The organism is Mucilaginibacter sp. P4_D1 (assembly GCF_056401935.1).
In genome coordinates this window covers 214,819-239,088 of the sequence record NZ_JBFUIJ010000003.1, presented here as the reverse complement: position 1 = coordinate 239,088, position 24,270 = coordinate 214,819, and the positions used below count along the sequence as shown (strand labels likewise).

Sequence of the window (24,270 nt, the reverse complement as noted above, 5' to 3'; positions counted from 1 at the left end):
TACACTACAATGTTACAGATACCTTCAAAACAATTACTTCTGTTTTTAGGTGTTTTTTATGTCATCCAGGCTCAGGCTCAGCAAAAGGTTCTCAATATTAAAGATGCTGAACAAATGGCGCTCGCTAATTACGGTACCATCAAGTCGAAAGCTAATCAGTTAAACGCTGCCAGGGCATATTTAAAAGAAACACGCACAGAATATCTACCAGATGTAAGCATCTCGGCACAACAAGACTACGGAACCGCCAATGGCCAAAACGGCCCGCTTTATGGCTATCATGGTCTTTCGGCGGCATCATCTGGCCCCGCACTACCTAAGCAAAACTGGAATTCGGCATTTGGCTCGCTTTACCTAAGCAACGTAAGCTGGGATTTTTTCAGCTTCGGCAAAGCAAAGGAAAAAGTTAAAGTGCAAAGCCAGGTGGTTAACCGCGAACAAGCCGACCTGACCCAGGAGACTTTTCAACACCAGGTACGTGTTGCCAGTACCTATCTTAATTTATTGGCTGCACAACAATTGCAAAAAGCACAGGAGGATAACCTTAAACGTGCCATCGACCTGCAAACCGTGGTGGTTGCCCGTGTAAAAAACGGCCTTAATGCCGGTGTTGATTCATCTTTAGCCAATGCCGAGGTATCAAACGCCCGCATAGCTTTAACCAATACCCGGCAAACGGTACAAGACCAAAGCAACCAGCTTTCTGTTTACTTAGGCATCCCGGCGCAGGAATTTGAACTGGATAGCGCCTTTATTACCAAAGCTCCAACAACCCTGGCCGCACAAAGCGCGGTTTCGGCTACAGATCATCCTACGTTACGCTATTTCCAAAACCGGATAGGCGTGAGCGATGAGCAGGCCAAATACCTTAAAACGTTTGCCTTACCCACCTTTAGCCTGTTTGGTGTTTACCAGGGCCGCGGTTCGGGTTTTAACTCCGATTATGGCACCAACCAAAACAGTTACAGCAGCAGCTATGGTGCCGGTGCCGACCCTACCCGCTATAATTATTTATTTGGGGTGGCTATGGTTTGGAATTTTACAACTATTTTCAGGACACATTACCAGGTACAATCGCAAAAATTCACATCGGCTCAATATAAAAATGATTATGACCTGGTAGCCCAGCAGCTGCAGGCCCAGCAGTCATTGGCCGAAACCCGCATCAGCAACGCCCTTAAAAACTACAACGAAGTACCCGTTGAAGTTAAAGCAGCCAGCGATGCCTATACCCAAAAATATGCCCTGTATAAAAACGGGCTATCAAACATTGTTGATTTTACGCAGGCGCTTTACACGCTAAACCGTGCCGAAGTTGACAAGTACATAGCATCCAACAACGTTTGGCAGGCATTGCTTTACAAAGCAGCCGCCACCGGCGATTTTGGATTATTCATCAATAATTTTTAAAGATATATTATATAAATAATGGGAATGATAAAAGGGGCGCTTCAAAAACCAATTACCATATTGGTGATAGTAGCCGGGTTGTTTTTTTTCGGGATAAATGCGGTACGTACCATCAAGATCGACATTTTTCCGGATTTGAACCTGCCGGTTATCTATGTATCTCACCCATACGGCGGTTTTACCCCAAACCAAATGGAGGCTTACTTTGGTAAGCAATATGTTAACTTACTGCTATTTGTATCGGGCGTAAAAAGTATCGAAACAAAAAACATACAAGGCTTAACACTGATAAAAGTTACTTTTTACGAGGGTACCAACATGGCACAGGCCGCGGCGGAGGTCACGAGTTATACCAACCGGGCACAATCGGCTTTTCCGCAGGGGTCGCAACCGCCGTTTATCCTCAGGTTTGATGCTTCTACCCTGCCCGTTGGCCAGCTGGTATTAAGCAGCGCCACTCGTACCAATAACGAGTTACTGGATTATGCATCGGTTTATATCCGCTCGTCGTTTACGTCAATACCCGGTTTGGTTGCACCTGCTCCGTTTGGGGGTAACCAACGTACCGTATTGATTAAAATAGATCCGACTGCGTTAAGGACCCACAATTTAACGCCCGATCAGATTGTTGCCGCCCTGCGCGAAAACAACCAGAACACCCCTGCGGGTAACGTGCGCATAGGCGATTATAATTACCTGGCGCCATCAAATACCACCATTAAAAATGTAAAGGATTTTGGGGATATCCCGCTGTATAAAAACGGCATCCAAACCGTATTTATGCGCGATGTAGCAACCATTGAGGATGGGGCGGATATCACCAATGGATACGCACTTATCAACGGCAAACGGTCGGTTTACCTGCCTATTACCAAATCGGCCACGGCATCAACCTGGGAGGTAGTGCAAAATTTAAAGAAGGCATTGCCGAGGTTCCAGGCTTTGGTACCGCCGGATGTAAAACTATCTTTTGTATTCGATCAATCGATATATGTAATAAACGCCGTTAAAAGTTTGGCCGAGGAAGGCGCAATAGGCGCGGTGCTTACCGGTTTAATGGTGTTGCTGTTCCTGGGCGACAGGCGCGGAGCGTTAATTGTAATATTAACCATCCCAACCTGTATCATCTCGGCAATATTCTTCCTGTCGTTGTTCCATCAAACTATCAATATCATGACGCTGAGCGGGCTTTCGCTGGCTATCGGGATCCTGGTGGATGAATCAACGGTGACTATCGAGAATATTCACCAGCACTTTGATATGGGCAAACCCAAGGCATTAGCCATCTGGGATGCCTGTAAGGAGATAGCATTCCCTAAGTTATTGATCCTGTTTTGTATCCTGGCGGTATTTGCGCCAGCCTTTACCATGACAGGTATCCCAGGCGCTTTGTTTTTGCCACTGGCATTAGCCATCGGTTTCTCCATGATCATCTCTTACTTTTTGGCCCAAACGTTTGTGCCCATCATGGCCAACTGGATTATGGTGAACAAGCACGAAGACCACAGCCATCCCGACGGTTTCGCGCTGGAAGATGAAGGCGAGCCTTGGGAGCAAAAAGAAAAAGCCATGAAGCTTGCATTGGAGCACCATGGCGAAAAGGCAACCCGGTTTGACAAGTTTAGGGAAAGCTTTATGCGCCTGATGGACCGTATGCTGCCGGCCCGCAAGCTTATTGTAACCGTATATGTATTAGGTGCATTTGCTTTGGCTTTTTTACTATTCAATATCATTGGGCGCGATGTATTGCCCAAAGTAAACTCCGGCACATTCCAGGTGCGTTTACGTGCGCCGGATGGTACAAGGCTTGAACGTACCGAGATTATAGCTGTTAAAGCACAGCATATATTGGGCGAAATTGTGGGCAAAAATCATATTGCCATCACCTCAACATTTGTTGGCTCGCACCCGTCGTCGTTTTCAACCAACCCTATATACCTGTTTATGGCCGGCCCGCAGGAGGCTGTTATGCAGATAAGCTTAACCGAGGATTACAAAGTAAACCTTGATGATTTGAAAGAAAAAATACGTTACCAGGTTGCTAAACAAATACCCGGTGTAAAATTATCTTTCGAGCCGATAGAACTTACTGATAAAATTTTGAGCCAGGGCTCGCCTACGCCTATTGAGATAGCTTTATCTGGTAAAAACAAAAAGCAAAACCAGGAATATGCCTTCAAAATTTTAGATAAGCTAAAGGATATCAAATATCTGCGCGATGCACAAATAGGACAGTCATTTAATTACCCTACTATCGATATCAATATCGACAGGCAGCGGGCGGCTCAATTGGGTGTTGGATTAAACGACATTTCGCGGTCGCTGGTAGCTTCTACATCGTCATCAAGGTTTACCGAAAAAAATAACTGGATTGATGAAAAGGCGGGTCTAAGTTACCTTGTACAGGTACAGGTACCAGAGTACCAGATGAGCAGCCTGAATGATGTGCGCGAGATACCTATACTGGCTAACCAGGCCCGCCCGGTACTGGGCGACGTTGCCGATATTAAAACGGGGGTTACCAACGGCGAAAACGATAATATTGGCGCAATACCTACCCTATCGGTAACAGCCAACTTATACAACAAGGATTTGGGTACAGCCACAACAGATGTGCAAAAGGCTATTAACTCGTTAGGCAAACCGCCCCGTGGTTTAACTATTGAAATGCGCGGTATGAGCCAAACGTTAACAGACACACTGGATAGCCTGCAATCGGGATTGATAGTGGCCATCCTGGTAATATTCCTGATGCTGGCTGCTAACTTTCAGTCGTTTAAAATGTCATTGGTGGTATTATCAACAGTACCGGCTGTATTGTTTGGATCGTTGTTTTTGGTGAAAATAATGGGCTCAACGCTCAACCTGCAGTCATACATGGGTATGATCATGTCTGTAGGTGTATCCATCTCCAACGCGGTATTGCTGATAACTAACGCCGAAGAATTACGCAGACATAATGGCGACGCATTAAAATCGGCCCGCGAGGCGGTTGCCCTGCGTTTACGCCCTATTTTGATGACCAGTTTGGCCATGATTGTAGGTATGGTGCCCATGGCATCGGGCCTGGGCGAAGGCGGCGATCAAACATCGCCATTAGGCCGGGCCGTTATTGGCGGGCTTATAGCCTCAACCTTTGCAGCTTTGCTGGTATTGCCGCTGGTTTTTGCCTGGGTACAAGGCAACACCACAACCCAATCCGTTTCATTAGACCCAGAAGATAAAGAAAGTAAATTTTATGTCCCTTTACATCATCATGAATAAATTTAAAAATAAACCAATACTTATCCTTGCCGCTTTTGCTATTGCTTTAAGCTCATTAAGTGCTTGCCACTCTGATGATAAGGAAAAACAAGACCAACAGGCAGAAGAGCAAACGCAGGCAGCTGCAGAAACACCAACTGTTGAACTGGTAACTGTAGCCAAAGGTAAATTAAGCAGCAGCATTTCCATCCCCGGCGAACTGATTCCTTACCAGCAGGTTGACCTTTATGCAAAAGTTAACAGTTATGTTAAAAAACTTTTAGTTGATATAGGATCTGAAGTACATGCCGGCCAGTTGCTGGTGGTGTTAGAGGCGCCCGAAATAAATTCACAGCTTGCAGGTGCGCAATCGCGCATTAAGCAATATGAGGCTGTTTATTATGCCAGCAAAGCGACTTACGATAGGTTGGTAAGCACCAGCAAAACCCCCGGAACTATTTCGCTAAACGACCTGGAACAGGCCGAAGCTAAAAAGAATGCGGATATGGCTAATGTGGAAGCTGCAAAATCTGCCTTAAAAGAAGTATCGGCTAACCTGGCTTACCTGGAGATAAGAGCCCCTTTTGATGGTGTTATCACCAGCCGTAATGTAAACCTGGGCGCTTATGTAGGCCCCGGTGGTAAAGGATCCGATCCGTTGTTTACTTTGCAGGACCAAAACAGGCTTCGTTTAGTGGTATCGGTGCCAGAAAACTACACCGGATCGTTAAGCAATAAAAGCGAAGTGAACTTTACCATAAAAGCTTTGCCCAACGAAAAATTCACAGCCCAGGTAAAACGTATGGCCGGTGCGCTTGACGAAAAACTAAGGGCCGAGCGTTTGGAAATGGACGTTTACAATAAAAGCAAAAAGCTACTACCGCATATGTTTGCAGAGGTTAACGTTCCCCTGCCCGACGGCGACAGCACCTTTGTGGTAGCCAAAACAGCGGTAGCAACATCAACCGAGAAGGTTTTTGTAATTAAAGTGGTGAACAATAAAGCCCAATGGGTTGATGTAAAAAAAGGCCTTACATCGGGCGATATGATGGAGATATTCGGCGACATTAAACCCGGAGATAAACTGGTAAAAGTTGCCAGCGATGAAATAAGGAACGGAAGCAACGTGAAGGAAAAGCAGTGAGTTTGGTGAGAGTGGGGAAAGGCAAAAGGTGAAAGGCGAAAGGTGAGCAGCAAAAAACTTGCAACGTTTCATTTCCTGCTGCGTCTTATAAACAAAAAGGATGATCATGAAAAAACTTATCTTCTCTGGGATGGCATTGCTGCTTACCGCTTTCATAGCTGTTAATGCATCGGCGCAGGCGGTAACACGAAATGTATCTGGCTACACAGGTATTGCCTGCGGTGGCCCGTTCAATGTATTTATAAAAATTGATGGCACAGAAAGCATTAAGCTTGATGTAGATGCCGATGTGGTGAACGATATTAAAACCGAAGTAGAAAACGGGGTGCTAAAGGTTGAATTCAAAGATCACTGGAACAAGCACAACAATATTAAACGCGCCAATATTTATATTACAGCCAAAACGCTAAAATATTTGGCCAACAGCGGGTCGGGCAATGCAACCGTAGATGGTGTATTAACCGGCGATAACGCCAGGGTAGCCTTAAGCGGTTCGGGCAATGTTAAAACGGCGGTTAAGTCATCAACACTTGATTTGCGCTTAAGCGGTTCTGGCTCTATCGATATTAAAGGAAGCACCGGTATGGCTGATGTAAACATCGCAGGATCTGGCGAGGTAAACGGCAAAGAACTGAAAACCGAAACCGTAGAAGCCAGGATTGCAGGCTCGGGCAGTGTTAACATCATAGCCAATAAAACCGTGTCGGCCCGTATAGCAGGTTCGGGCAGTGTTTTATATTCTGGCAATGCCACAACCGGCGAAACAAAATATATGGGATCGGGCAGGGTGAGTAAAGTAGACTAAAATTATACCATTACATTCAAACCAAAAGGGCTGTCGCAAAATGTGACAGCCCTTTTGGTTTAAAGTTATTTTATATCGGCTATAATATTACTCAAACTTAAATACATCGCCCAGGTTGGCATTATCGCTGGTGCTCACTTTCATATCTTTGATTTTGCCGGTGCTTATGCTGTATACCCAGCCGTGTACGGCAAGGGGCTGCCCCTGCTTCCAGGCATTTTGCACTATCGAGGTTTTGCAAAGGTTATAAACGTTTTCAATCACATTTAATTCTACCAGGCGATTGGTACGCTCCTGCTCATTTTCAATAGCCTCAAGTTCTTCTGCATGCAAGCGGTAAACATCTTTAATGTGGCGCAGCCAGTTATCTATCAAACCAAATTCATGGTTGCTCATAGCTGCAATAACACCTCCGCAACCGTAGTGGCCGGTTACAATAACGTGTTTTACTTTCAACACATTTACCGCGTAATCCAATACCGATAACATATTCATATCCGAGTGCACCACCATATTGGCAATGTTGCGGTGTACAAATATTTCGCCCGGCGATGTATTGGTTATCTGGTTGGCAGGCACGCGGCTGTCGGCGCAACCTATCCAAAGTACCGGTGGGGTTTGACCATTAGCCAGTTTTTTAAAATATTCCGGATCTTCGGCTAAAGCATCGGCAATAAATTGCTCGTTACCTTCTAAAAGGCTTTCGTAAGTAATATGGCTTGTGTCGTGTAATAATTTTTTGGCACACATAGTTTTTCGTAGATTATTGTTTGGTAGTTTTTATATCGATCTGCCTTTATCGGCCCAAAACAAACGGGTTATTTTGTGCAGCGCTACGGGCGATAAATCATAATATAATATCGTAAGCAAAATTAATGGAATGAAGTAAAAAATTGCAAAATCGTACAGATTAAATAAAAATCCGCCGGCAATTGCCCCTATGAAATAAAAGGAAAGCACCGTGAGGCGAACTATAATTTTATTACGGATCACCGTAGTTTTCTCTACATTAGGATGTACCCACTCGGATACATCGCCCCCAAGGTCGGTAAACAAGCCGGTTAAGTGGGTTGATTTAATCAACCCGCCAGATATGGTAGATACCAGGCTATTTTGTAAACCCATACAAAAAATGATAACACCTATAACTATTTCGCGTTCCAGGTCAGTCTCTTTATAAAAATTATGCCCGTAAACAGCCACGAATAATAGCAGCACAATCTCGATAACTATTGGTGTAGAATGCGCCTTATACCTGCTTTTATACTCTAGCGAACGCACAATAAAGTTAGATAAAAAGGCACCGGCAAAAAACAGCAGCAACCAAATTACAAATACAATGATCTCCCTGAAGTTTTGCTCAACAATATGCTTGGCCAGGTTGGCCACATGGCCGGTAATATTGGATGTAAAGGCCAAAAACGCAACCATACCAGCCACGTTGGTAACGCCCGATACAAAAGCTGTTGATGACGCCAGCAATAAATTTTGTTTAAGTGTGCGTTCTTCTTTTGATTGCCTTAGCATAGGTAACCGTTGTTTATAAGCAACGGATAAAAATAGTATAAAAAATTCAAAAGCCTCACCTAAACTGCGAAGCTTTCATGAGCACAAAAAATATTAAACTGCGAATAATCCTCTCCAAAGGAGAGGGCTTTTGATTTGGGTGTTGGAAAGCAACCCCTTCTCAGTTCGATTTTTAAAGTCTATCCTTGGGAAAAAGCTTTGTGGAATGTCAATTGGAAGTTTATCTGATTTTCAAAATCCTCTCCTTTGGAGAGGATTTAGGTGAGGCTAAAAAACCCCGGCCATTTTCATGAGCCGGGGCTAATCAAACATAATAAACCCCAGATGCCAATCAAACAAAGGGAGGCTATTTCAATCAAACAAAAAATTAATGTGAAGCCACGGCCTCAACGCTATCCAGTTCATACACATAACCTAAATTATGCGGACTGCTGCTGCTCACTTTAATATCCTTCACCAAACCGGTACCTAAATCTATCACCCAACCGTGTACTTCCAGGTCGTGGCGCTCCATCCAGGCATTTTGGATAATGGATGTTTTGCACAGGTTGTATACCTGCTCACTTACATTCAACTCCACCAGGCGGTTTAGCTTTTGGGTTTCGTCGGTAATACGGTCAAGCTCATGACTATGCAGGCGGTACACATCTTTAATGTGACGCAACCAGTTATCAATTAAGCCAAACTGCTTGTTGCTCATTGCCGCAGCCACACCGCCGCAGCCGTAATGACCGGCAACTATCACATGCTTTACTTTAAGCACGTTAACAGCATAATCCAGCACGCTCAGCATGTTCATATCCGAGTGTACACATACATTCGCAATATTCCGATGCACAAATACTTCGCCTGCCTTGGTGCCCGTAACCTCGTTGGCGGGTACGCGGCTGTCTGAACAACCTATCCACAATACCTGTGGCGACTGACCTTTAGCCAGGTTAGTAAAAAAATTACTGTCTTCCTTTAACTTTTTATCAACCCACTCGGCATTGCCGCGGATAAGCGCTTTATAGCTATCGGCCTGGGCCAGTTTTATATTGGTGGTATCAATTACCGGTTTTTCGTTCTTTTTATTTTCTATAAGTGCCATGATGTTTTTCTTTTTTTAATTGTTAATTACTGGTATTGCTAAATCTGTTTAACGGCGATTTGCCGAGACTAAAAACTGATAACTCAATACTCAAAACTAATTAGGGTTATACATTAATTCTTTTAAAGGAGGTACATCGTACTTGTCCTTCATTTCAAGCAGCTGCACTACAATGCCCTTGGTATAGGCGTTGTGCTTATAATTATGGATGATCTCCAAAACATCCGGGTCTATATAACGCGAGTTGGAGCCGTCGATGATCACATCTGTTCCGCTGGGCAGGCTGGTAAGCGTAATTTGTATGGCTGCTTTATTTAAAAAGGATACCTCCTCGGCCAGTTTAATCCTGATCACCTTTTTATCGCCGTTTTTAGTAATCTGGTAAAAATACGGGTTACGTAAATTGGTGCGCAGGATATAAAATATACCCACCAGCATACCAATGCCCACGCCTATCAGCAAATCGGTTAAAACAACAGCTGCAATGGTTACTACAAAAGGAATAAACTGGCTTAACCCCTGGTGCCACATATGCTTAAACAGGGCAATGCGTGCCAGTTTATAACCTGTCATAAGCAGGATTGCCGCCAAACAGGATAACGGAATTAAGTTGATTAATACCGGGATAAACAGCAGCGATATTAATAAAAGCAGCCCGTGAACAACGGCGCTTGTTTTGGTACGCGCGCCTGAATTAACGTTGGCAGACGACCGAACTATAACGGCTGTCATAGGCAAACCGCCTAAAAGGCCGCTGGTAATGTTACCTATACCCTGTGCTACAAGCTCGCGGTTAGTTGGCGAGATACGTTTAATCGGGTCAATTTTATCAACGGCTTCCAAACTGAGCAACGTTTCAAGGCTGGCAACCACAGCAATTGTAAAGGCGGTTATCCAAACCTGCTTATTACCAATACTGCTAAAATCTGCCGTTTTAAAAAGGGCAAAAAACTCTGTACTGCTGTTTACAATAGGTATGCGTACAAATTGCTTATCAAGCAGCGCCAAACCTGTATTTTTAAATGCCAGGCTTAAGCCAATACCCGCCAATACAACCAGCAAAGGCGCAGGTACCATAGCCATTTTTTTGAACTTTGGCCAATATATCATCAAAGCCAATGAAACTACGCTGATAATTACTGCCCCATAATTAATTTTACTCAATGCGCCAAGCACACCCGAAAAACTATTGTGTTCATCGGCCTGGTTAAAGCCTTCATCGCCCTCAAAATCGGCATCGTAGCCCACCGCGTGCGGAAACTGCTTCATGATCAAAATAATGCCGATAGCGGCCAGCATCCCTTCAATTACCGCCGACGGAAAGTAGTTGGCTATCGTTCCGGCCTTTAAAATACCCAGCAAAATCTGGAAAAGGCCTGCCAGTACAAGCGCCAATAAAAATGTTTCGTATGTGCCCAGACTGGTTATAGCGTTTAATACAATAACGGTTAAACCCGCCGCCGGGCCGGCCACGCTAAGTTGCGAACCGCTTAGCGAGCCTACTACTATGCCGCCAATGATACCTGTAAGCACACCGGCAAATAATGGAGCGCCCGATGCTAAAGCTATACCAAGACATAAGGGTAAGGCTACCAGGAATACAACAAGACTGGCCGGAAGATCGCGTTTTAAGTTTTTGGGCAAAAAGTATTTTTTTAGGTTAAGATTGCCCATGGCAAATCCACCTTGCTTAATTGACATAAGAAATGTGTTTGAATAAAAATTTAAATGAATTGTAAAGCGTTACAGCCCGGATAAGAAATATCCGGTTAAATCATTTAAACGTTGGGCGGGGGAGTTGGCACTACCGGGTGGTAGGTTTGTATATACAGGGCATGCTCCATGTTGTGGAGCACTTTAGTTTCTGCAACAAAAGTAATGAAATCAATACTGTGTAAATCGTACTCGTCAAAAACCTTTTTCTCTTTAAAGATATCCTTGTCAGGCGTATCCTTTTCGGCTTTTGATTCCTGCTCCAGTTGCAAAATTACGGCACTTACGGCCTTGCTGTCAAGATATAAAAATACAGGAGCAAGTGATAAGGCCATCTTTAACATAAAGACACCCATAAACATTGCCACTACCAGTATTTTGAATTTCCTGACCTTCATTGTCACAAATATATTAAAAATCCCTCGTGGGAAAGCATGTCACAGCAGTTTTATGTACATCTTACAATTTAATTACTATTTTTAGCATGTTACAAACAACCTGAATTGTGAATAAAAAGCTCGGAGTATTAAGACAAAAACGCCAAAAGGCATTTGAAGGCGGCGGCGCGGTACGTATTGAAAGTCAGCATAAAAAAGGGAAATTAACGGCACGTGAGCGGCTCCATTTTTTAATGGATGACGGCTCGTTCCAGGAGATTGGAATGCTGGTTTCTCACCGTTCTACAGATTTTGGGATGGAGAAAGAAAAATACCCGGGCGATGGTGTTGTAACCGGCTATGGCACTATTAACGGACGATTGGTTTATGTTTTCTCTCAGGATTTTACCGTTTTTGGTGGCTCATTGTCCGAAACGCACGCCGAAAAGATCGTGAAGATCATGGACCTGGCTATAAAAAACGGCGCACCTGTTGTAGGCCTGAATGATTCCGGCGGTGCCCGCATCCAGGAGGGGGTTGTATCCTTAGGCGGCTATGCCGATATATTTTATAAAAACACCATGGCATCGGGTGTGGTGCCGCAAATTTCGGCAATTATGGGCCCCTGTGCCGGCGGGGCGGTGTACTCCCCGGCCATTACCGATTTTATATTAATGGTTGAGCACACCTCATACATGTTTGTAACCGGCCCAAATGTGGTTAAAACGGTTACCCATGAAATTGTAACATCCGAAGAACTGGGCGGTGCAACAACCCATGCCACCAAATCGGGTGTTACCCACTTTGCCTGTGCTAACGAGATTGAGGCTATCCAAAACATCAAAAAACTGTTAAGCTATATGCCCCAAAATTGCGAGGACAGGGCCCCTGCCCTGCCTTATGATATTGGAAACGAGCTTCGCCCCGAATTAGATACCCTTTTGCCCGAAATAGCATCAACCCCTTATGATATCCGCGAGATTATTGACCATGTGCTTGATGCAGGCTCGTTCCTGGAAATCCATAAAGATTTTGCCGAAAATATTGTTGTTGGCTTTGCCCGCCTTGCCGGCCGCAGCATAGGTATTGTTGCCAACCAGCCTGCATTTTTGGCCGGGGTATTGGATATTAACAGCTCGACTAAGGCTGCCCGCTTTGTGCGCTTTTGCGATAGCTTCAATATACCGTTGCTCGTGTTTGAAGACGTGCCCGGCTTTTTACCAGGTACCGACCAGGAATGGAATGCCATAATTACCAACGGTGCCAAGCTGCTTTATGCCTTTTGCGAGGCTACCGTACCCCGAGTTACCGTAATTACCCGCAAAGCCTATGGCGGCGCCTACGATGTGATGAACTCCAAACACATAGGTGCCGATATGAACTATGCCTGGCCATCAGCCGAGATTGCCGTGATGGGTGCCAAGGGCGCTGCCGAAATTATTTTTAAGCGGGAAATCAGCACAGCCGAAGACAAGGACGCCAAATGGAAAGAAAAAGAGCAACTATACTCAGATACCTTTGCAAACCCCTACCGCGCCGCCGAGCGCGGATTTATTGACGAAGTAATTGAACCGGCCGAAACCCGCCTTAAACTCATCCACGCCTTTAAAATGCTGGAAAATAAAGTGGTCAATAACCCAAGAAAAAAACACGGGAATATCCCATTGTAATAATTCCGCCCGCGATTAAAAGTTAAATAGCCATTAAACTATTTGGTGCCGCCATAGTCATTATTACAAAACTTAAACTTATGCGCTACCTCATCATTCTTGCCGTAACCGCTGCCTGCCTTAATTTTAATAAAACTGTTAAACATTTACCAACATGGTATACTCATGCTACCGGGATGGCAAACGCGGGGTTAGCTACAACTAAATTTTCGGGCGACGAAATTGCTGTTTACAACAAGGCCGGAGTTGTGATAGGGTGGATACAAAACAGCATTATATTTAACTACGAGGGCAGTAAAGCATTAGCCTTTATAGACAAACAGGACGTTTTTGCATTTGGTGGCAACAATACATACTTAGGGCGGTTTCACAATGGCTTTTTCCGTGATAAAGCAGGGAATGCAGTTGCCTGGGTGCGCGGGGCCTCGGACGGGCCAATTACGCTGCCTCCCTTAGATAGAGTGGCCCCTGTTTTCATGCCAGTAATAAAACCCATAACCCCGATAATAGTTACCTTTACTCCGATTGAAACATATTCATGGTCGAACCTGAGCTGGGCCGATTTTATGGGGCAATAAGTAAGATAGTGAAGAAACGTTTTTAAATTAAATTCTCCAATATCTCGTAATCGAAGCCATTTTTTGAAAAGAGCTGACCTGTTTGCGTAAAGCCAGCTTTCAGGTAAAAATTTATAGCCGATATGCGGGCGTTGCACCAAATGCGCCGACCGCCGTTGCGTTTAGCAAAATCGGAAATGTAGGTAAGCATTGTGCTGCCAATTCCCATATTTTGCTGCCCTTCATCAACTGCAAATTTTCTGAATTGAAAATCATCGCCACGCTGAAACAAGGAAACTACGGCAACCATAGCATTGTCTTTAAAAGCTGCAAAATGGAGGCCGTCGTTATCCTCCTCCATTTCCATTTCATAAAGTTTTTGTTGCGGATATAAAACCTTTTGACGTAGCCGCCAGGTTGATTCAGGGCGTACTTGCTCTATCTGCATTTATTTTAGTTAACATTGTTTAGGCAAAACTAACTGTTTTTAGTATATCCAACTACTCCTTCATCAAATCTACAATGATAGCTTTAGCGTAATCGTTCGGGTGTTTTTGGTTAGATAGCTTGGCGGTTTTAAGTGCCTCTTCAATGTCGCCCTGGGCTTCGTAAACAACTGCAAGGTTATAAGCTGCTTTACTGGCCAGCTTAACATCGGCACCATCTATCAGCGGGTTCAAAATTTTAAAAGCTCCATCAAATTTACCCGCTTTAATTTGCATTACCGACGATTCCAGTTGCCCGCCATCGGCATACAATGGCCTTTCATTTGATATCGAGAAAGGCAAATAATCTTTTAACGCATCCAGCGTAGCTTCACGGGTAGCAGTTGTTATAGCAGGTACACTACTCCTGTACGATGGGCGGTAAAATAAAGATGCAAAACCACCCGAATAAACTTCATCCTGGGGCACTTCGGCCATACCTACCAGTTTTTTCGAATAAATGCCATTACTCTCAAATAAGGATAAACTGGTTTTAATTTTAGTAGCGTAATAATTAGATGGAACACCATTATAATATACCGTTTCGGGGTAAATGCCCGCAGTAACATCGTTGAGCACTAAAACATAATTGGCTTTATTCGCGGCAGCCAAAAACTTAACCGAGTCGGTATTTACAGCATAATTTATCGAATCGACAAGGTTGATGATGTGCACACCTTTTAAATATCCCAACTGGCCGGCCGCCGTTTGGAGCGATATAACTGCCATTTTTTTCAAAACATTTATTCGCCTGTAATCCCTGATTTTAGCAGAATCGGGCTGATAACGATTTACCACAACAATGGTAGTACTATCGCGGCTAAAGCCCATTTTAGGACCATAATTAACAGGTACGGTAACGTATTGAGGTATGCTGCATGACGTAAAAAAAACAATAATCAGGATAAAAAAAGGCGCAAATCGTTTCACGATGGGGTTTATTAAGGTATCAAAATTCAAAAATATTGTAAATATCCCATACTTACAGATTACTGTAAAGCTTACAGTTAATGACAAAAAAATAATGAAAAGGTTTAATTGCCACATGAATTAAAAAAAACATGAATTCCCGATGTAGAGATATTAAATTAACAATAAAAACGTCAATTTATTTCCATTATGGCAAGTTATTTTGAGGCAATATCAATGGCTTTATTATATTTGCTTTATTGCTTATTATAGGTTACTCAAACAACATGGCTAAAAAGAAATCAGATCCCACTCCGCATATTTCAGTTGTAAACGAAACTTCACTGTCTTTTTTCGAAAAATATATCAACAACCCCTCGCCTACCGGTTTTGAATGGAAAGGCCAGGAATTATGGCTGGAATACCTGAAACCGTACATCGATACACATTATGTAGATAACTATGGCACCGCGGTTGGTATTATTAACCCAAAGGCCGATTATAAGGTTGTTATTGAAGCGCATGCCGATGAAATTTCATGGTTTGTAAACTACATTACCAACGATGGTTTAATATATGTAATCCGCAATGGAGGGTCAGATCACCAGATTGCGCCTTCAAAACGCGTAAACATACATACCGATAATGGCATTGTTAAAGCGGTATTTGGCTGGCCGGCAATCCACACACGTACAGGCGGCGATAAAGAAGAGGCCCCCACTCTTAAAAACATCTTTTTAGATTGCGGGTGCACATCAAAGGAAGAGGTTGAAAAATTAGGCATTCACGTAGGCTGCGTTATCACTTATGAAGATGAGTTTATGATCCTGAACGACCGCTATTATGTTGGCCGCGCGTTGGATAACCGTGCCGGTGGTTTCATGATTGCCGAAGTTGCCCGTTTGTTAAAGGAAAACAACATTAAACTGCCTTTTGGCCTATACATTGTAAATGCCGTACAGGAAGAGATTGGCTTACGCGGTGCCGAAATGATAGCCCATAAAATAAAACCGAACGTGGCCATTGTTACCGATGTAACCCACGATACCCAAACACCGATGATCAATAAGATTACGCAGGGTGACCTGGCTTGCGGTCGCGGACCGGTAGTATCATACGCCCCGGCTGTACAAAATAATTTGAATAAATTGCTGATAGAAACTGCTCAAAAAGCCGAAATACCTTTCCAGCGCCAGGCCTCCTCGCGTTCTACAGGTACCGATACAGATGCATTTGCTTACTCAAATGACGGTGTGCCTTCAGCATTAATCTCTTTGCCACTGCGTTATATGCATACTACTGTAGAGATGATTCACAAACAGGATGTTGATAACGTTATCCGTTTAATTTATGAAACGCTGTTAAACATTACAGCCGGCCAGGATTTCAGATACATCAAATAATTAAACAGGTTAAAACAATTTCGATTTTAAACCATTTCCTTATTCTATTAATAAAATACAATATTAGCAACTAAGTACCCCACATATACATCCTTATGAAACCCACGCTACTTATTTTGGCCGCTGGTATGGCCAGCCGTTACGGCAGTATGAAACAGGTTGACGGCTTTGGCCCCAACGGAGAAACCATAATAGATTATTCAATATATGATGCTATAAAAGCAGGTTTTGGTAAGGTAAGCTTTATCATCCGCGAAGAATTTGCCGATAATTTTAAGGCTATTTTTGAACCCAAACTAAAGGGCCGCATTGAAACCGATTACGTTTTTCAAAGTTTCGACCTGAAACCATTTGGCATTGATAAAGAAATTGAACGCGCAAAACCCTGGGGTACTGCCCACGCGGTACTTGCTGCACGCAACCAGGTAAATGAGCCTTTTTGTGTGATCAACGCCGACGATTTTTATGGTTACGACTCGTTTGAAAAAATGGCCAAATTTTTAACTACCGAAGTTACTGATGATACTTACTCATTAATAGGCTACCAGATTGATAGGACATTGTCTGACTACGGATCGGTATCGCGCGGCGTTTGTAAAGTTGATGACGCCGGCAATATGGTTGAAATTAACGAACGTACCGAAGTTTACTTTAAAGAAGATGGCAGCGTTGCATACAAAGACGCTACAGGCGAACATGCATTAAGCAATGATACCCGTGTATCTATGAATTTCTGGGGCTTTACCCCTGCTGTTTTCAAACAAAGCGAGGAAATGTTCAGGGAATTTGTTGCCGCTAATGAAAACAACCCAAAATCAGAGTTTTTTATTCCTTTGGTAGCCGATAAGCTGATCAAAGAAAATATCGCATCATTTAAGGTTATACCTACCGGCTCAAAATGGTTTGGAGTTACTTATAAAGAAGATAAACCTATTGTACAAAAAAGTATTTCGGCTTTGGTAGAGAACGGAACCTATCCTGCTAATCTTTGGGACTAAATAATACAATCCAGCCCCTTACATCCCTGCCATGCTGAGTGGTAAAATCCGCGGATTCTGAAGGAGGAATGACATCATAAAATGGGCTGTCATGCTGAGCCCGTCGAAGCATAGCGGGCAAAGGCCTCTCCGCGCGACCCTTCGACAGGCTCAGGGTGACAGGCCTACGCACCTCGAAAGGAAAACTTGTCATGGGTAGGTACTAAGCATCTCCAAACTTTTCTATTGGCTATGCATGGCGGCAAATAGATCCTTCACTACGTTCAGGATGACAGCTTTATAAAACGAAAAAATCCCGCTCATCGCGGGATTTTTTCGTTTTATATTTTATCCGGATTAGTCAAGAAAGAAGAATCTTTTCTTGTTGTTTTCATCGTAAACATGCACGGTTTTTATAACCACCTGATCGTTTGATTTAATCTCAAATTTATAATCGCCGTTGTCAAGGCTGGTTAGCACATAACCTTTTTCTACCTCAACTTTGCTTGGCAAAAAGTCTTCCATCAAAATATTATTTGCCTGGTCAAAAATGGTTACATATGATTTGCTGGCTTCAGATTTTGAAATGATTACCGCAACGCCACGATCATGTTTTAATGATGATACAGTGATTACATCTTTACTTTTTTCGGTATGGCCTTTGGCATTGGCAGCAGATGAAGTAAAAACGCCTGCGCTTAATAACAAGAATAATGCTGATAATTTGATTGAATTTTTCATGATCTTTTTATTTTTTAAATGTTGTTTTTAAATGTGTTTGTTATTTTCAATATCCAAAACAACAACATCTTTTGCAGTTGTTAAAACCAAATAGACCACCTATAAGTAGTTATAGACCAACGGCTTATAATGATCTGCAAACTGCTAAAAATCTACATTCCGGCTACTCAGCATGGCTTTATAGTTCAATATCAGCCGTTCATCGATGCGTTTCTGGTGTTCATCGGTTATGAGGGGACGTTTGGCTGCTTAATTTTTATAAAAACTATTGAAACTTAATGGCGTTGCTTTTTTGTGCCCTGTTATCAATTGCACCGGCATGTTACCATATGGAAATAGAAATATTAGGGAACCTACAAAGCGTTGAACAGCAAGGGGGCTTGCTAACCATTAAAACAATAGGAGCAGAAGCAAGGGTGTATGTTTACAGCCCGACAATTATCCGGGTTAATATCAGTAAAAAGCATAGTGATCTAGATAGTTCTTATGCTGTCATTCGGAAAGCGACCAGGCAACTGGAGTTTACCGAATCGGCCGATGCTATCAAAATCAATACTACCGCTATAAAACTCCGTATCCAAAAATCGCCGTTGAGATTCAACTTTTTTACGGCCGACGGCAAGCCACTAAGCCAGGACGATAATCGTTTTGGCACCAACTGGCAGGGCGAGCGTGTAATTACCTATCGTAAATTATATGTTGATGAAAAATTCATTGGGCTGGGCGAAAAAGCCGGCAACCTTGACAGGCGCGGCACATCCTACGTTAACTGGAATACCGATGCTGTTGACTACAATAACAAAAGCGACCCTTTATACAAAACGTTTCCGTTTTTTATAGGCCTGCATAGCGGCCTCACTTATGGCCTGTTTCTGGACAATACCCACAAAAGCTATTTCGATTTTGGCGCAACTACCGATGATGAAATGAGCTGGTTTGGAGCAGATGGCGGCGACATGAATTATTATTTTTTTGGTGCGCAGAGTGTTGCAAAAATAATTGAAGATTATACCTGGCTCACCGGTCGTATGGAGATGCCGCCGCTATGGAGCCTGGGGTACCAGCAATGCCGCTGGAGTTATATGAGCGCCAAAGAGGTATTAAAAATTGCCAAAACCTTTCGCAAAAAAAAGATCCCGGCTGATGTGATGTATTGCGACATTGACTATATGGAGGGCTTCAAAATTTTCACCTGGAACAAGAAAACCTTTACCGATCCGAAGGCCATGATGGAGGAACTAAAAGCGATGGGCTTTCATCTGGTTACCATAGTTGATCCGGGAATAAAGATTGAAGAAGGCTATAAGCAATATGATGAAGGCGTAGCTAACGATTATTTTGCCAAATATCCCAATGACGAAAATTATACCGGATACGTTTGGCCCGGCCGCTGTCACTTCCCCGATTTTTTCAGGGATGATGTACGTGAGTGGTGGGGCGCAGCTTTTACCGCGTTGACCGATGTTGGTGTAGACGGCTTCTGGAACGACATGAATGAACCGGCAGCCTGGGGACAAAACATGCCATGGATGGTAGAATTTGGCGGTAAATATATGCCCGAAGTACGTAATGCCTATGGTATGCAAATGGCCAGGGCCACTTACGAGGGCACAAGAAAACTCCTGAATAACAAACGACCATTTGTACTCACCCGCGCCGCATACGCCGGCACACAGCGCTATTCGGCCGTGTGGACTGGAGATAACACCGGCACCGGAGAACACATGCTTTTAGGCCAGCGTTTAGTAAACAGCCTTGGTATTACAGGCATGAGTTTTACCGGCGTAGATATTGGTGGCTTTAGCGCCAACCCAACGCCCGAGCTAATGGTGCGCTGGAATTCGTTGGGAGTTTATACGCCGATGTTTCGCAACCATGCCATCCAGGGTAGCAAAATGCGCGAGCCATGGGAATGGGGTGATGCCAACGAGCAGATCATCAAAAAAGATATTGAGCAACGGTATAAGCTGCTCCCCTATATTTATTCCGCCTTTTATCAATCCACACAAACAGGCCTGCCTATCAGCCGCACGCTGGCCATTGAATATCCTTTTGATGAAAGAGTGTATTTCGAACGCTTCCAAAACCAGTTTATGTTTGGCGATGCGCTGCTGGTTGCGCCGGTTGAAAGCGATAAACTAACAACCGAAGCTTACCTGCCCAAAGGCGACTGGTACCGCTTAAGTACCAACGAAAAACTGAAGGGCGGTAAGATTGTAAAAGCAGCATCGCCTTTAACTGATTTGCCTGTATTTGTAAAAGCAGGCGCTATTATACCGATGCAAAGCATAACGCAAAGCACCGCCGCTAAAGGCGATGGCATACTGCAACTCCATATATGGAATGGCAAAGAAGCTAACGAGTTTTTGTATTATGAAGATGACGGAGCGTCTTATGATTATGAGCAGGGTGTTTATTATAAACGGACCATTAGGTTTGATCCGAAGAAAAAGCAGGTTAATCTTTCTGAAGTTGAAGGAACATTTCAGTCAAAGTACCAGCAAATTAGTTTGGAGTTGCATGGGTTTGAGGGTAGTTCGAATAAAAGATTTTTGGCTTTTGAAACTGGGATAATGGAGATAAAATTTTAGCGGTAAAAGCTTATAACTTCGTCATTGCGAGTGAGCACCAGCCTATGCTGGAAAAAACAGTAATGACATAATTGTAAACGGAGCTTTTGTAGAGACGCAACATTTTGCGTCTCCCGCTTGCAAATCCCGCTTGCAAATCACGCTTGCAAAGCGAGCTTGAAAATTTTGAACATCCTGGGGGAGACGCAAAATATTGCGTCTCTACATTAAAAAATAATACTGATAATCAACAACTTAAAATCATGTCATTATAAGGCACGAGGCAATCACCTATATGCTTAGGCCCATATAGTTTCGAGATTGCCTGGCACATTATAACGACGTGATCACAACAAATTGATTATTAATATTTTTTGATGTAGAGACGAATAATTGTGTCTCCCCCATGCAAATCGACCATGTATGTAAAAACGTGGATAATTACAGCGGGCAATATTGCCTTTCTATCAAAAATTTGCCATATTTATTTTTGATGGATGAAAAATTTAACAATAGATATCTTGTTCCGGCAACCCGTCTTTCAGGATGGGATTACGGATCAAATGGCTTGTATTATGTAACGATATGCACGAAAAACAGAGTTCATTATTTTGGCGACGTTATTAATGAACCGAATTCGGCAGTAGCTTTAAAAATGACACCGATTGGAGAGGTGGCTTCTAAAAACTGGGCGAATATTCCAATTCATCATCCTTTTATCGAACTGGATGAATTTGTGCTGATGCCGAATCATTTACACGGCATCATTTTTATAAACAAGCCTGATAAAGTTGATTGGCAGGTTAATAAATTTGGCGTGCAAAGCCAAAATTTAGCATCGGCAATGCGTGGTTATAAAGCATCAGTTAAAACATATGCCACAATCAACGAGATAGATTTTGCATGGCAGCCACGATATTTTGATAGGGTGATTCGCAATGAAAAGGAATACCAAAATGTAAGAGCATATATATTCAATAACATGACAGATTGGTTGGCCAAAGGCGATAATGAAGATAATTATTTCCCAATGTAGAGACGCAATACTTTGCGTCTCCCGCGTTTAGGCCCGGATTTCCAACGCTCAATAGTTAGCATTTGAAAATCCGGGAATTTGCATGATTGATTTGCATGCGGAAGACTACAAATCACGCTTGCAAATGATGGATTTTCAATCATCCTAATCCATTCCAATCGGCGATCCATCCGGCATATTCAACACAGATGCGGGTTGAAATTTATCGGGGTTTTTCTCAAACTCATTGATTTGTGATAAGCCGAACAGCAAATTGGCTTTACTGCTGCCGGTGGCAGTAAGCGCAGCTGTTTTCATCCATTTTTTAAGGTCATCTATCTGTAGTAAAGCAATACCACGTACGCTTTCGGGTGCGCTGGTTGTGGCAGCCAGGGTTAAAACCTGCCTCAGGGCAAGGTTATTTACCAGGCGTTGCAGCTCGCCTTTATAGCCTGCCGGTTGTGGGGCTTTCCAGGTTTGGGCTACCAGCCTGTTCAAGACAGCCAACAGGCCCGGCTGGGTATTATCGCGAGATTGGTATTCAACCAGCCTGGCGGCCCGCTCGGGTTGCAACATGAACGATAAGGTTGCGGCGGCGGCAGATTCTGCAGCGGCCATCGGATCAAAAGTCAGGCCTGTATGCGATTTAAAAGTTTCCCTTGTACGCGGATAACCAATCGGTCGCGGTGGTATTTTCTGTATTAACTTTTCGGGCAGTGCCAATGCATCGGGGCTGATGGTACCCATCAGTGCATTAAAAGCCTTCCATTGCTCGGCAGGGGGCACAAATTTGGTAATGGTTTGCCCATCGTTTTTTAAAGCAAAAGTATAATACAGTCCGCCAAGCATTTTCGAAGCCGCCTCGGCCTGGAAACGGTGAATCAGGTACATCGGCACCAATACCTCTTCAAGTGTGGCCATCGGCGCATCCCGGCGAATGGCTTTTTCCGAAAAATTATCCAGTACATGTTTGCGCAATGCCATCAAGCGGTTCAGTTCATCGGCGGCATTGGTACCGCTATCCCATAAGTGGGCCTGCGGATGGGCGCTGCCGGCAGGGCGGGCGTCATCGTCGGATATAAATAAAAAGCCTTCTTTAATCGTTTCTGTAATGATGCCTTTTAATGCTTCATCCTCATTTGTGCCTTTGGCAAAATCCTGGTAGCCGTACAGGATAGCGCGTTTATCGTATTCACCAATTTCGGTGCGATAGGCTTTACTGAGGTCGATAGTGCCATCTGCATTCAGGCTGATAACTGGTGGCGGGTAATCCATTACCGATGCCCGGCCGTTTACACTTGCGGTAAAATTATGCTGCAAGCCCAGGGTATGGCCAACCTCGTGGGCGGCCAATTGCCGTAAACGGGCGAGGGCCATTTTTATCATTTTATCACTTGTTGGTTTGCCATCTTCATAAGGCTGAACCAATCCTTCGGCAATCAGGAAATCCTGCCTATCGCGCAGGGAACCAAGGGAAACCTGCCCTTTAATAATCTCCCCTGTGCGTGGGTCATCAATCGATTCGCCGTATGACCATCCCCTGGTTGAGCGGTGGATCCACTGGATAATATTGTAACGGATATCCATTGGGTCGGCATCCTCGGGCAGCAATTTTACCTGGAAAGCATTTTTATAACCGGCAGCTTCAAAGGCCTGGTTCCACCAGCCGACGCCTTCTATCAGGGCGTTGCGCACAAGTTCGGGTGCACCACGGTCAACGTAATATATTATGGGTTTTACCGGTTCGCTAATTGCCGCTGTTGGGTCCTTTTTTTCCAACCGGTGGCGGGTAAGCATCCGTTTCATGATTGGCTCATCAATAGGCGTAGCGTAATCCATGTACTCTACATCGTAAAAACCAGACCGTGGATCGAAGTTGCGTTTTTTATAGCCCTCATCAGGCAGTTTAATAAAGGATTGGTGCATCCTTACTGTAACAGCATTAGGATCGGGCGTTACCGAGCTAATCTCGTATCCCTTGCCTTTTCCGGCCAGGGTAATAGTGGCCTCAAATTCCGAATTATCAGGAAAGCTTTTTGTATTGGGTAAATACACAGCCGACCGGCTATCATCAAAACCAAAACTGCCTTGGTTAGCATCATTCAATCTATCGGCAATTTTATGGCTGTCGCGCAGCAAAAAGGGCGTAAAATCAACCAAAACCTTATTGCCATCCTGGGCCACAACCGTAGTGCCCCAAATAGCCGATTGTGCAAACGCTTCTTCTACAGATTTACGCTCATCGGCATTATTGCTGATAGCCCGGTAGCTATAATTGGGTTGCATCAGCAATACTTTAGGGCCACTCCTGATGAATTTTACGATGCGGCTGCCGCCAATTTGCCCCCTGTCCAATCCCAGGTCGTTTGAACCAACACCCGCAGGCATCGAGTTTACGTATAAAAATTCCTGGTCGAATTTATCAATCTCTAAAAAGATCTTCCCGGTTTTCTCGTCCCAATAAAAGTTGAAATAGCCTTTGTATTTGATAAAACCTTTTGTTTTGGCGGTAACTTCATCAGTTTGTTGGGCTTTAACGTTCAAAACAAAAACCAATAAGGCAAAAAAGAACAGGTAAACTTTTTTCATAGGGAGGGCAAATCTGTTGTTAAGCCCTAAAATAGGTATAAAAAC

General features: G+C 43.7%; 19 protein-coding genes. 10 read left to right on the top strand and 9 right to left on the bottom strand.

The window, feature by feature from the left end:
* The first annotated feature begins 9 nt into the window (after positions 1-9).
* From AC1DV1_RS04845 to AC1DV1_RS04830, 4 genes are all read left to right on the top strand, one after another.
* Complete coding sequence (locus AC1DV1_RS04845) at positions 10-1,410, top strand: TolC family protein (protein ID WP_477356098.1); 1,401 nt, start codon at positions 10-12, stop codon at positions 1,408-1,410.
* 18 nt (positions 1,411-1,428) lie between these two features.
* On the top strand, positions 1,429-4,674 hold the full coding sequence (locus tag AC1DV1_RS04840; protein WP_477356095.1) for an efflux RND transporter permease subunit: 3,246 nt from the start codon (positions 1,429-1,431) through the stop codon (positions 4,672-4,674).
* The gene (locus AC1DV1_RS04835; RefSeq protein WP_477356092.1) at positions 4,667-5,797 is read left to right on the top strand and encodes an efflux RND transporter periplasmic adaptor subunit; all 1,131 of its coding nucleotides are present in this window, start codon (positions 4,667-4,669) and stop codon (positions 5,795-5,797) included. The genes AC1DV1_RS04840 and AC1DV1_RS04835 overlap by 8 nt, the downstream gene beginning before the upstream one ends.
* A gap of 106 nt (positions 5,798-5,903) precedes the next feature.
* Positions 5,904-6,602: a head GIN domain-containing protein gene (locus AC1DV1_RS04830; protein ID WP_477356089.1), complete on the top strand. Its 699-nt coding sequence runs from the start codon at positions 5,904-5,906 to the stop codon at positions 6,600-6,602.
* Positions 6,603-6,689: 87 nt separating this feature from the next.
* On the opposite strand, the gene can is transcribed toward AC1DV1_RS04830, so the two are convergent.
* The 5 genes from can to AC1DV1_RS04805 form a co-directional block, all read right to left on the bottom strand.
* Positions 6,690-7,352 (bottom strand): carbonate dehydratase, encoded by a 663-nt coding sequence (gene can / locus AC1DV1_RS04825; RefSeq protein WP_477356086.1) that lies wholly within the window; start codon positions 7,350-7,352, stop codon positions 6,690-6,692.
* Between the two features lie 30 nt (positions 7,353-7,382).
* The gene (locus AC1DV1_RS04820; RefSeq protein ID WP_477356083.1) at positions 7,383-8,129 is read right to left on the bottom strand and encodes a YoaK family protein; all 747 of its coding nucleotides are present in this window, start codon (positions 8,127-8,129) and stop codon (positions 7,383-7,385) included.
* 367 nt (positions 8,130-8,496) lie between these two features.
* Positions 8,497-9,219: a carbonic anhydrase gene (locus tag AC1DV1_RS04815; RefSeq protein WP_477356080.1), complete on the bottom strand. Its 723-nt coding sequence runs from the start codon at positions 9,217-9,219 to the stop codon at positions 8,497-8,499.
* Between the two features lie 96 nt (positions 9,220-9,315).
* Complete coding sequence (locus AC1DV1_RS04810; protein WP_477356077.1) at positions 9,316-10,920, bottom strand: SulP family inorganic anion transporter; 1,605 nt, start codon at positions 10,918-10,920, stop codon at positions 9,316-9,318.
* Between the two features lie 77 nt (positions 10,921-10,997).
* Complete coding sequence (locus AC1DV1_RS04805) at positions 10,998-11,330, bottom strand: hypothetical protein (protein ID WP_477356074.1); 333 nt, start codon at positions 11,328-11,330, stop codon at positions 10,998-11,000.
* A 107-nt stretch (positions 11,331-11,437) separates the two neighbouring features.
* On the opposite strand from AC1DV1_RS04805, the gene AC1DV1_RS04800 reads away from it, so the two are divergent.
* Positions 11,438-12,979 (top strand): acyl-CoA carboxylase subunit beta, encoded by a 1,542-nt coding sequence (locus AC1DV1_RS04800; protein WP_477356071.1) that lies wholly within the window; start codon positions 11,438-11,440, stop codon positions 12,977-12,979.
* A gap of 80 nt (positions 12,980-13,059) precedes the next feature.
* On the top strand, positions 13,060-13,557 hold the full coding sequence (locus AC1DV1_RS04795) for a 4-fold beta flower protein (RefSeq protein WP_477356067.1): 498 nt from the start codon (positions 13,060-13,062) through the stop codon (positions 13,555-13,557).
* Between the two features lie 22 nt (positions 13,558-13,579).
* Here the strand turns inward: AC1DV1_RS04795 and AC1DV1_RS04790 are convergent, their stop codons facing one another.
* Positions 13,580-13,984 (bottom strand): GNAT family N-acetyltransferase, encoded by a 405-nt coding sequence (locus tag AC1DV1_RS04790; protein WP_477356064.1) that lies wholly within the window; start codon positions 13,982-13,984, stop codon positions 13,580-13,582.
* Positions 13,985-14,036: 52 nt separating this feature from the next.
* A complete protein-coding gene (locus AC1DV1_RS04785) occupies positions 14,037-14,951 on the bottom strand; it encodes a DUF6340 family protein (protein ID WP_477356061.1) in 915 nt (304 codons plus the stop codon).
* Between the two features lie 266 nt (positions 14,952-15,217).
* Between AC1DV1_RS04785 and AC1DV1_RS04780 the strand changes: the two genes are divergently transcribed.
* Both AC1DV1_RS04780 and AC1DV1_RS04775 read left to right on the top strand, forming a co-directional pair.
* Complete coding sequence (locus tag AC1DV1_RS04780; protein WP_147056590.1) at positions 15,218-16,333, top strand: M42 family metallopeptidase; 1,116 nt, start codon at positions 15,218-15,220, stop codon at positions 16,331-16,333.
* 95 nt (positions 16,334-16,428) lie between these two features.
* On the top strand, positions 16,429-17,331 hold the full coding sequence (locus tag AC1DV1_RS04775) for a nucleotidyltransferase family protein (RefSeq protein ID WP_477356059.1): 903 nt from the start codon (positions 16,429-16,431) through the stop codon (positions 17,329-17,331).
* A 336-nt stretch (positions 17,332-17,667) separates the two neighbouring features.
* On the opposite strand, the gene AC1DV1_RS04770 is transcribed toward AC1DV1_RS04775, so the two are convergent.
* Complete coding sequence (locus AC1DV1_RS04770; RefSeq protein WP_477356056.1) at positions 17,668-18,051, bottom strand: hypothetical protein; 384 nt, start codon at positions 18,049-18,051, stop codon at positions 17,668-17,670.
* A 329-nt stretch (positions 18,052-18,380) separates the two neighbouring features.
* On the opposite strand from AC1DV1_RS04770, the gene AC1DV1_RS04765 reads away from it, so the two are divergent.
* Positions 18,381-20,642 (top strand): glycoside hydrolase family 31 protein, encoded by a 2,262-nt coding sequence (locus AC1DV1_RS04765; RefSeq protein ID WP_477356053.1) that lies wholly within the window; start codon positions 18,381-18,383, stop codon positions 20,640-20,642.
* A gap of 412 nt (positions 20,643-21,054) precedes the next feature.
* A complete protein-coding gene (locus AC1DV1_RS04760; protein WP_477356050.1) occupies positions 21,055-21,657 on the top strand; it encodes a transposase in 603 nt (200 codons plus the stop codon).
* A 144-nt stretch (positions 21,658-21,801) separates the two neighbouring features.
* On the opposite strand, the gene AC1DV1_RS04755 is transcribed toward AC1DV1_RS04760, so the two are convergent.
* Positions 21,802-24,225: a zinc-dependent metalloprotease gene (locus AC1DV1_RS04755; RefSeq protein ID WP_477356047.1), complete on the bottom strand. Its 2,424-nt coding sequence runs from the start codon at positions 24,223-24,225 to the stop codon at positions 21,802-21,804.
* Between the last annotated feature and the right edge of the window lie 45 nt (positions 24,226-24,270).

Coding starts and splice junctions, on each gene's coding strand:
- AC1DV1_RS04840 (WP_477356095.1), top strand. CDS start 1,429: ATGGGAATGATAAAAGGGGCGCTTCAAAAACCAATTACCATATTGGTG.
- AC1DV1_RS04820 (WP_477356083.1), bottom strand. CDS start 8,129: ATGCTAAGGCAATCAAAAGAAGAACGCACACTTAAACAAAATTTATTG.
- AC1DV1_RS04830 (WP_477356089.1), top strand. CDS start 5,904: ATGAAAAAACTTATCTTCTCTGGGATGGCATTGCTGCTTACCGCTTTC.
- AC1DV1_RS04810 (WP_477356077.1), bottom strand. CDS start 10,920: ATGTCAATTAAGCAAGGTGGATTTGCCATGGGCAATCTTAACCTAAAA.
- AC1DV1_RS04780 (WP_147056590.1), top strand. CDS start 15,218: ATGGCTAAAAAGAAATCAGATCCCACTCCGCATATTTCAGTTGTAAAC.
- AC1DV1_RS04835 (WP_477356092.1), top strand. CDS start 4,667: ATGAATAAATTTAAAAATAAACCAATACTTATCCTTGCCGCTTTTGCT.
- AC1DV1_RS04770 (WP_477356056.1), bottom strand. CDS start 18,051: ATGAAAAATTCAATCAAATTATCAGCATTATTCTTGTTATTAAGCGCA.
- AC1DV1_RS04755 (WP_477356047.1), bottom strand. CDS start 24,225: ATGAAAAAAGTTTACCTGTTCTTTTTTGCCTTATTGGTTTTTGTTTTG.
- AC1DV1_RS04845 (WP_477356098.1), top strand. CDS start 10: ATGTTACAGATACCTTCAAAACAATTACTTCTGTTTTTAGGTGTTTTT.
- AC1DV1_RS04815 (WP_477356080.1), bottom strand. CDS start 9,219: ATGGCACTTATAGAAAATAAAAAGAACGAAAAACCGGTAATTGATACC.
- AC1DV1_RS04775 (WP_477356059.1), top strand. CDS start 16,429: ATGAAACCCACGCTACTTATTTTGGCCGCTGGTATGGCCAGCCGTTAC.
- AC1DV1_RS04790 (WP_477356064.1), bottom strand. CDS start 13,984: ATGCAGATAGAGCAAGTACGCCCTGAATCAACCTGGCGGCTACGTCAA.
- AC1DV1_RS04805 (WP_477356074.1), bottom strand. CDS start 11,330: ATGAAGGTCAGGAAATTCAAAATACTGGTAGTGGCAATGTTTATGGGT.
- AC1DV1_RS04765 (WP_477356053.1), top strand. CDS start 18,381: ATGGAAATAGAAATATTAGGGAACCTACAAAGCGTTGAACAGCAAGGG.
- AC1DV1_RS04795 (WP_477356067.1), top strand. CDS start 13,060: ATGCGCTACCTCATCATTCTTGCCGTAACCGCTGCCTGCCTTAATTTT.
- can (WP_477356086.1), bottom strand. CDS start 7,352: ATGTGTGCCAAAAAATTATTACACGACACAAGCCATATTACTTACGAA.